Annotated in this window: 6 protein-coding genes; 4 read left to right on the plus strand and 2 right to left on the minus strand. The window is 70.2% G+C overall.

The window, feature by feature from the left end:
* On the minus strand, positions 1-514 hold a 514-nt coding region (locus HUW62_RS45400), incomplete at its 3' end, for a ParA family protein (RefSeq protein WP_176437993.1).
* Positions 515-547: 33 nt separating this feature from the next.
* Positions 548-859, minus strand: a complete 312-nt coding sequence (locus tag HUW62_RS45405) for a hypothetical protein (protein ID WP_163865512.1) — start codon at positions 857-859, stop codon at positions 548-550.
* Positions 860-1,024: 165 nt separating this feature from the next.
* Between HUW62_RS45405 and HUW62_RS45410 the strand changes: the two genes are divergently transcribed.
* From HUW62_RS45410 to HUW62_RS45425, 4 genes are all read left to right on the plus strand, one after another.
* Positions 1,025-1,939, plus strand: a complete 915-nt coding sequence (locus HUW62_RS45410; protein WP_176437994.1) for an ArsA family ATPase — start codon at positions 1,025-1,027, stop codon at positions 1,937-1,939.
* Positions 1,936-3,048, plus strand: coding sequence for an ArsA-related P-loop ATPase (locus HUW62_RS45415; RefSeq protein WP_163865417.1), 1,113 nt, complete (start codon positions 1,936-1,938; stop codon positions 3,046-3,048). The genes HUW62_RS45410 and HUW62_RS45415 overlap by 4 nt, the downstream gene beginning before the upstream one ends.
* Positions 3,049-3,211: 163 nt before the next feature.
* Positions 3,212-4,351, plus strand: coding sequence for a tetratricopeptide repeat protein (locus HUW62_RS45420; RefSeq protein ID WP_163865513.1), 1,140 nt, complete (start codon positions 3,212-3,214; stop codon positions 4,349-4,351).
* A 60-nt stretch (positions 4,352-4,411) separates the two neighbouring features.
* The coding region (locus HUW62_RS45425) for a M48 family metalloprotease (protein WP_176437995.1) at positions 4,412-5,602 on the plus strand (1,191 nt) is incomplete at its 3' end.

Raw genomic sequence — 5,602 nt, forward strand, 5'->3', positions numbered from 1 at the left:
CCCCCACCTGCCGCACCGTGTCCGCCACCTCCGCGCAGCCATCCAGCGCCAGGTACGTCAGCGCCACGGGCACCACCACCTCCGTGGCGGCGACGAGGATGTTGCGCGTGGTGAGCCCCATGGACGGCGGCGAGTCGAACACGACGGCGTCGTAGCCCGCCTCCCGGGCCGCCTCCAGCCTGTCCGCCAGCCGGTGGGCCCGTCGCGCGTCCCCCGCCACGGCGAGGGGGAAGTCCGCCATCTCCTTGTACGAGGGCAGCACGTCCAGGCCGGACACGGCCGAGGGATACACCACGTCCCGGAGGCGCACGGCGTCGTCGGTCAGCAGGTGGAAGACGTTGCGAGGCAGCGTGCGCACGTCCAGGCCCAGGGCCTTGCCGGCGTGGCCCTGGGTGTCCAGGTCCACCAGCAACACCCGCAAGTCCCGCTCCCGTGCGAGCCACGCGGCGGTGTTCACCGCCAGCGTCGTCTTGCAGGTGCCGCCCTTCTCGTTGATGAAGGCGATGCGCCGCATGGGCCTTGGACTCCCCGGCTCGCTTCCGGGTGCTTACTTCTTCGACGACGGCGCCTTCTGCGCCAACAGGGTGTCCACCTTGCTCTCCACCGACGCGAGCAGCCGCTCCAGGTCGTCCACCTTCGAGCGAAGCTGCTCCAGGTCCGCGGTGGACGGCAGGTTCATGGCCGACAGCGCCGAGCGCAGCGCGCTGTCCAGCGTGCCCTTCGCGGCCAGCGAGCTCGACACCAGCGTCTGCACCGTCGACACGAACTTCTCGTTCGACAGGAGCTGCTGCGCCAGCTTGCCGACGCGCTCCTCGCCCGTCTCCACGAGCTTCTTCATCACCGGGTTGTTCTTGAGCATGGGAACCAGGAGCTTCACCCGTGCGGGAGCCCCCCGCCATCGGGACGTCAGGAAAAAGACGCCGCACTCTGCGAGGGGGCAACGCGACGTGTCAAGTTGGGCACCTCCTCCTGGCCAAACGCGTTGACTCCGGGAGACACGGTTCCTACGGTTCGCCGCTCTCTTATGGCAGGGCTCCTGGACAAGCGGTTGTGGGTCGTCTCCGGCAAGGGCGGCGTGGGCAAGAGCACGGTTGCCGCGGCGCTCGCCCTTCGCTCGGCGCGCGCGGGGCGTAGGACGCTGGTGTGCGAGGTGAACACGCAGGAGCGCATCAGCCGCTTCCTGGAGCACCCCGCCGCGGGCCCCGAAGTGAAGCTGCTGGAGGAGAACCTCTGGGCGGTGGACGTGCGCCCGCAGGAGGCCATGCGCGAGTACGGCCTCATGGTGCTGCGCTTCGAGGCCCTCTACAAAACCGTCTTCGAGAACCGGCTGGTGCGCTACTTCCTGCGCTTCATCCCGTCCCTCCAGGAGCTCGTCCTGCTGGGGAAGATCATGTACCACCTGCAGGAGAAGCTGCCGGACGGACGGTGGCGCTTCGACACCATCGTCCTGGACGCGCCGGCCACGGGCCACGCCATCTCCTTCCTCAGCGTGCCGCAGGTGCTCGTGCAGACGGTGCCCCAGGGGCCCATGTCGCGCGAGGCGCAGAAGATGAGGGACTTGCTGGTGGACCCGGCGGTGACGGCGGCGGTGCTGGTGGCGCTCCCGGAGGAGATGCCGGTGAACGAGGCGCTGGAGCTGCACGCCGCGCTGAAGGACAAGGTGCACATCCGCACGCACGCGGCGGTGCTCAACCAGGCCATTCCAGAGCGCTTCACGGAGGCGGACCTGGAGGCGCTGGCGGACCACCCGGAGCTGCACCGCGTGGCGCAGGCGAACCACGACCGCGCCTCGCTGACGGTGCTCGCGGGCACCAAGCTGGAGCGCAACCTCCACGCGCCGGTGTTCAACGTCCCCCGGCTGTACCTCCCGACCTTCGGGCGGGACGCGATTGAACAGGTCATGGGCCACCTCGAAGCACTGGTGATGGGGGACAAGTGAGCACGACGGCTCTGGGTCCCGCGCTCGCCAAGAAGCGCGTCCTCATCTGCGTCGGCTCCGGCGGTGTCGGAAAGACGACGGTGGCGGCCACCCTGGGCCTGCGCGCGGCGGTGGATGGCCGCGACAGCCTGGTGTGCACCATCGACCCGGCGAAGCGCCTGGCCAACTCGCTGGGCCTGTCCGCGCTGGGCAACGCGGAGACGCAGGTGCCGGCCTCCGCGCTGGAGCCGCTGGGCGTGACGGCCCGCGCGTCGCTCCACGCGATGATGCTGGACATGAAGCAGACGTGGGATGACCTCATCACCCGCGTCGCTCCGCCCGACCAGCGCGAGCGCATCCTCGCCAACCGCTTCTACCAATCGCTCTCCACCGCCCTGGCCGGCAGCCAGGAGTACATCGCCATGGAGAAGGTGTGGGAGCTGCGCCGCAAGGGCGAGTACGAACTCGTCGTGCTGGACACGCCGCCCACCGCGCACGCGCTGGACTTCCTCGACGCGCCCAACCGCGTCCTGGACTTCCTGGACAATGAGGCGGCGAAGTGGCTGCTGGCCCCCGCGCTGAAGGCGGGCAAGCTGGGCATGTCGCTGTTCAACCGCAGCGGCTACGTGCTGCGCGCGCTGTCCAAGTTCACCGGCACGGAGATGCTCCAGGAGCTGTCCAGCTTCATGCTCTCGCTGTCCGGCATGAACGAGGGCTTCCGCGAGCGGGCGCGCGGCGTGAGGGCGCTGCTGGAGGATGCGTCCACGGGCTTCGTGCTGGTGACGAGCCCGCACCCCGAGCGCATGGATGAAGCCATCCACTTCAGCACCCTGTTGAAGCAGCACCGCATGGAGGTGGTGGCGCTGGTGGTGAACCGCGTCCACCCGCTGCCCACCGAGGCCATGTGGCAGGACGCGGCCACGCTGACGCCCACCCGCCGCGCCAAGGTGGAGGAGACGCTGCGCGAGTTGCAGGTGCTCGCCGAGCAGGATGGACGTGGCATCGCCCAGCTCCAGGCCGCCTGCCCGGGCATCCCCCTGATTCAGGTGCCGCGCTTCGGGCTGGACGTGCACGACATCACCAGCCTCTGGCAGACGGGCCGCTTCCTGCTCGGCGACGACACCTTCTGACGCGAGGTCCGCCCGACGAGCGACCAGCCGAGGCGGCGCGGAGCGGGGGGACGCATTAAACTGGGCGCGCCCACCCGCGCGGTGGGAACTCCGAGGGACTGGGCGTTGTCCTGAGGCGGCAGGGCAGGAGGCGCATTCCGTGACGGGAAGCGAGCGAACGTACATGTCGGTCAGCCGGTGGTGGTGGGTGGTCGCCCTGGGACTGGGCGTCACCGGATGTCGGACGACGGGCGCCGCCGCGCGTCCGGAGTCCTCCGAGACGGGCCCCGTGAAGCAGGAGCTCCAGTTCGACGCCGTGACGGTGACGGCGGACCTGGAGCTGGACAAGCTCAACGACGAGGAGCTGTTCGCCGGAGGGACGTCGGCGTTCGCGGCCAACGACTTCAAGCAGGCGGCGCGCTACTTCGGCCGGCTGGTGGACTTCCACCCCAACAGCCAGCACCGCCGCGCTTCCCTCTACAATGCGGGCCTCGCCCACCAGCGCCTCAAGGAGTGGGAGGAGGCGGGGCACCGCTTCTCCGAGCTGGCGGACCCGGCCAGGGGCCAGGGCGACGCGCTGGACGCGTCCTTCCGCGTGGCGGAGACGCAGTACCACCTGGAGCGCTACGACGAGGCCATCGCGGTGCTGACCACCGTGGCCGAGCGCGAGGACCTTCCCGCCAACCGCCGCATCGAGGCGCGGGTGCAGCAGGGCGTCTGCGAGCTGGAGGCGGGCCGCACCGACGCCGCGGAGGCGACGCTGCGCAAGGCCATCTCCTCCTACGAGGCCCTGGCCGACAAGGACGAGGTGGACGACTACTTCCCCGCGCAGGCGCACTTCTTCATGGGGGAGCTGTACCGGCTGCACTACGAGAACGTGAAGCTGGACCCGGCCAAGGGCGCCGACAAGCTCGCCGAGGACCTCAACTACAAGGCGGAGCTGCTCCTGTCCGCGCAGGGCCACTACCTGCGCTCCATCCGCGTGGGCAACGGCTACTGGGCCACCGCCGCGGGCGCGCAGATTGGCGCGATGTACGAGGACCTCTACGCGCAGATGGTCAGCTCCCCGGCTCCCTCGGAGCTCAACGCCGAGGAGGCCGTCGTCTACCGCCAGGAGCTGCGGAAGAAGATTCGGGTGCTGCTCACCAAGTCCATCAACATCTACGAGCGCACGCTGGAGACGGCCGAGCGCATCGGCTCGCAGAGCGCCTTCGTGGACCGCACGCGTGAGAGCCTCGCCAAGGTGAAGGCACTGCTGCTGGCGGACGCGGAGGGAGAGCCCGCTCCCGCCCCGCCCGCCTCCGAGCAGGAGCCCCATACGTAGAGCGGAGGAGCCCCCTGGCTGGGCAGCCAGGGGCCGCGCGGCGTAGCCTGGGGCCCTCGCATGGAGCCCCTCTTCACGCCCGAGCAACTGGCGGAGATTCACGCCTACCACCTGCCCTACTACGTCCGGGCCGCGGTGGACCCCTTCGCGCGGCTGGCCCTGCTGGCGCTGCTGCTGGGCGTGCTCGTCCGGCCCTTCTTCCGCATGGCCACGGCGTTCGCCGCGGGCCTGGAGCGCCGGCTCGGCTTCCTGCGCACCGCGCCCGTCAGCCGCGCCTTCTTCAGCGCCATGGACCGGCTGTGGGGTGAGCCGGGCTGGGGCGCGGCCGTCATCTTCGCGTTGATGACGGACCTGTTCGTGAAGCTCGTCTACGCGCCCGTGGACATCTGGTTCGCGTACACGCTGGAACACCAGCACGGCATGTCCAACTACACCCCGGCCGCCTTCGCCCGGGACATGCTCAAGGGTCACCTGCTGGGCGCGCTCGCCATCGCCGCGCTCGTCATCGGCCTGTACGGACTGGCCCGTCGCACGCGGCGCTGGTGGTGGATTCTGGGCGTGCCCGTCGCCCTCCTCCTGCTCGTCTCCTCCGCGTTGGACCCCTACCGGGGCCGCCTCTACTTCGAGCAGGAGCCCCTCCCCTCGGGCCCTTTGCGCACGCGGATGACGGAGCTGATGACCCAGGCGGACATCGCCTTCTCCGACGTACTGGTGGAGAAGACCTCCATCGCCTCGCGCCGGCTCCAGGCATACTTCGCGGGCCAGGGCCCCACGCGCACCATCGTCCTCAACGACATCATCCTGCAGGAGCTCACCGAGGACGAGGTGCTCGCCGCAGTGGCCCACGAGGCCGGCCATGTGCACGAGCCGAAGTGGCCCGGCCGCATCGCCTCCTCGCTGGCGCTGGTGGCGCTCCTCTTCGCCATCGACCGGATGCTGCGCGTGGCGTCCGCGCGCGGCTGGTTCGGCACCACGCGCTTCGCGGACATCCGCACCCTCCCCCTGCTCTCCCTCCTGCTTTCCGCCGTCCTGCTCGTCGGCGGCCCCATCGCCGGGGCCTTCTCCCGCGAGCGAGAGCGCGAGGCGGACCGCTATGCCCTGCGCCTCACCCATGACGTCGACGCGTTCCGCCGCATGCTGGTGAAGGCCGCCCGCGTCAACAAGATGGACCCCCAGCCCCCCCGCTGGGTCGTCCTCAAGGGCCAGAGCCATCCCCCCATTGGCGAGCGGCTGGCCGACCTGCCTCACCCC

It is taken from the genome of Myxococcus sp. AM011 (assembly GCF_013372595.1).
Lineage (GTDB): Bacteria > Myxococcota > Myxococcia > Myxococcales > Myxococcaceae > Myxococcus > Myxococcus eversor.

Bases quoted from the DNA above. Each gene is read 5' to 3' on its own strand.
- HUW62_RS45405 (WP_163865512.1), bottom strand. From the start codon at position 859: ATGCTCAAGAACAACCCGGTGATGAAGAAGCTCGTGGAGACGGGCGAG.
- HUW62_RS45410 (WP_176437994.1), top strand. From the start codon at position 1,025: ATGGCAGGGCTCCTGGACAAGCGGTTGTGGGTCGTCTCCGGCAAGGGC.
- HUW62_RS45420 (WP_163865513.1), top strand. From the start codon at position 3,212: ATGTCGGTCAGCCGGTGGTGGTGGGTGGTCGCCCTGGGACTGGGCGTC.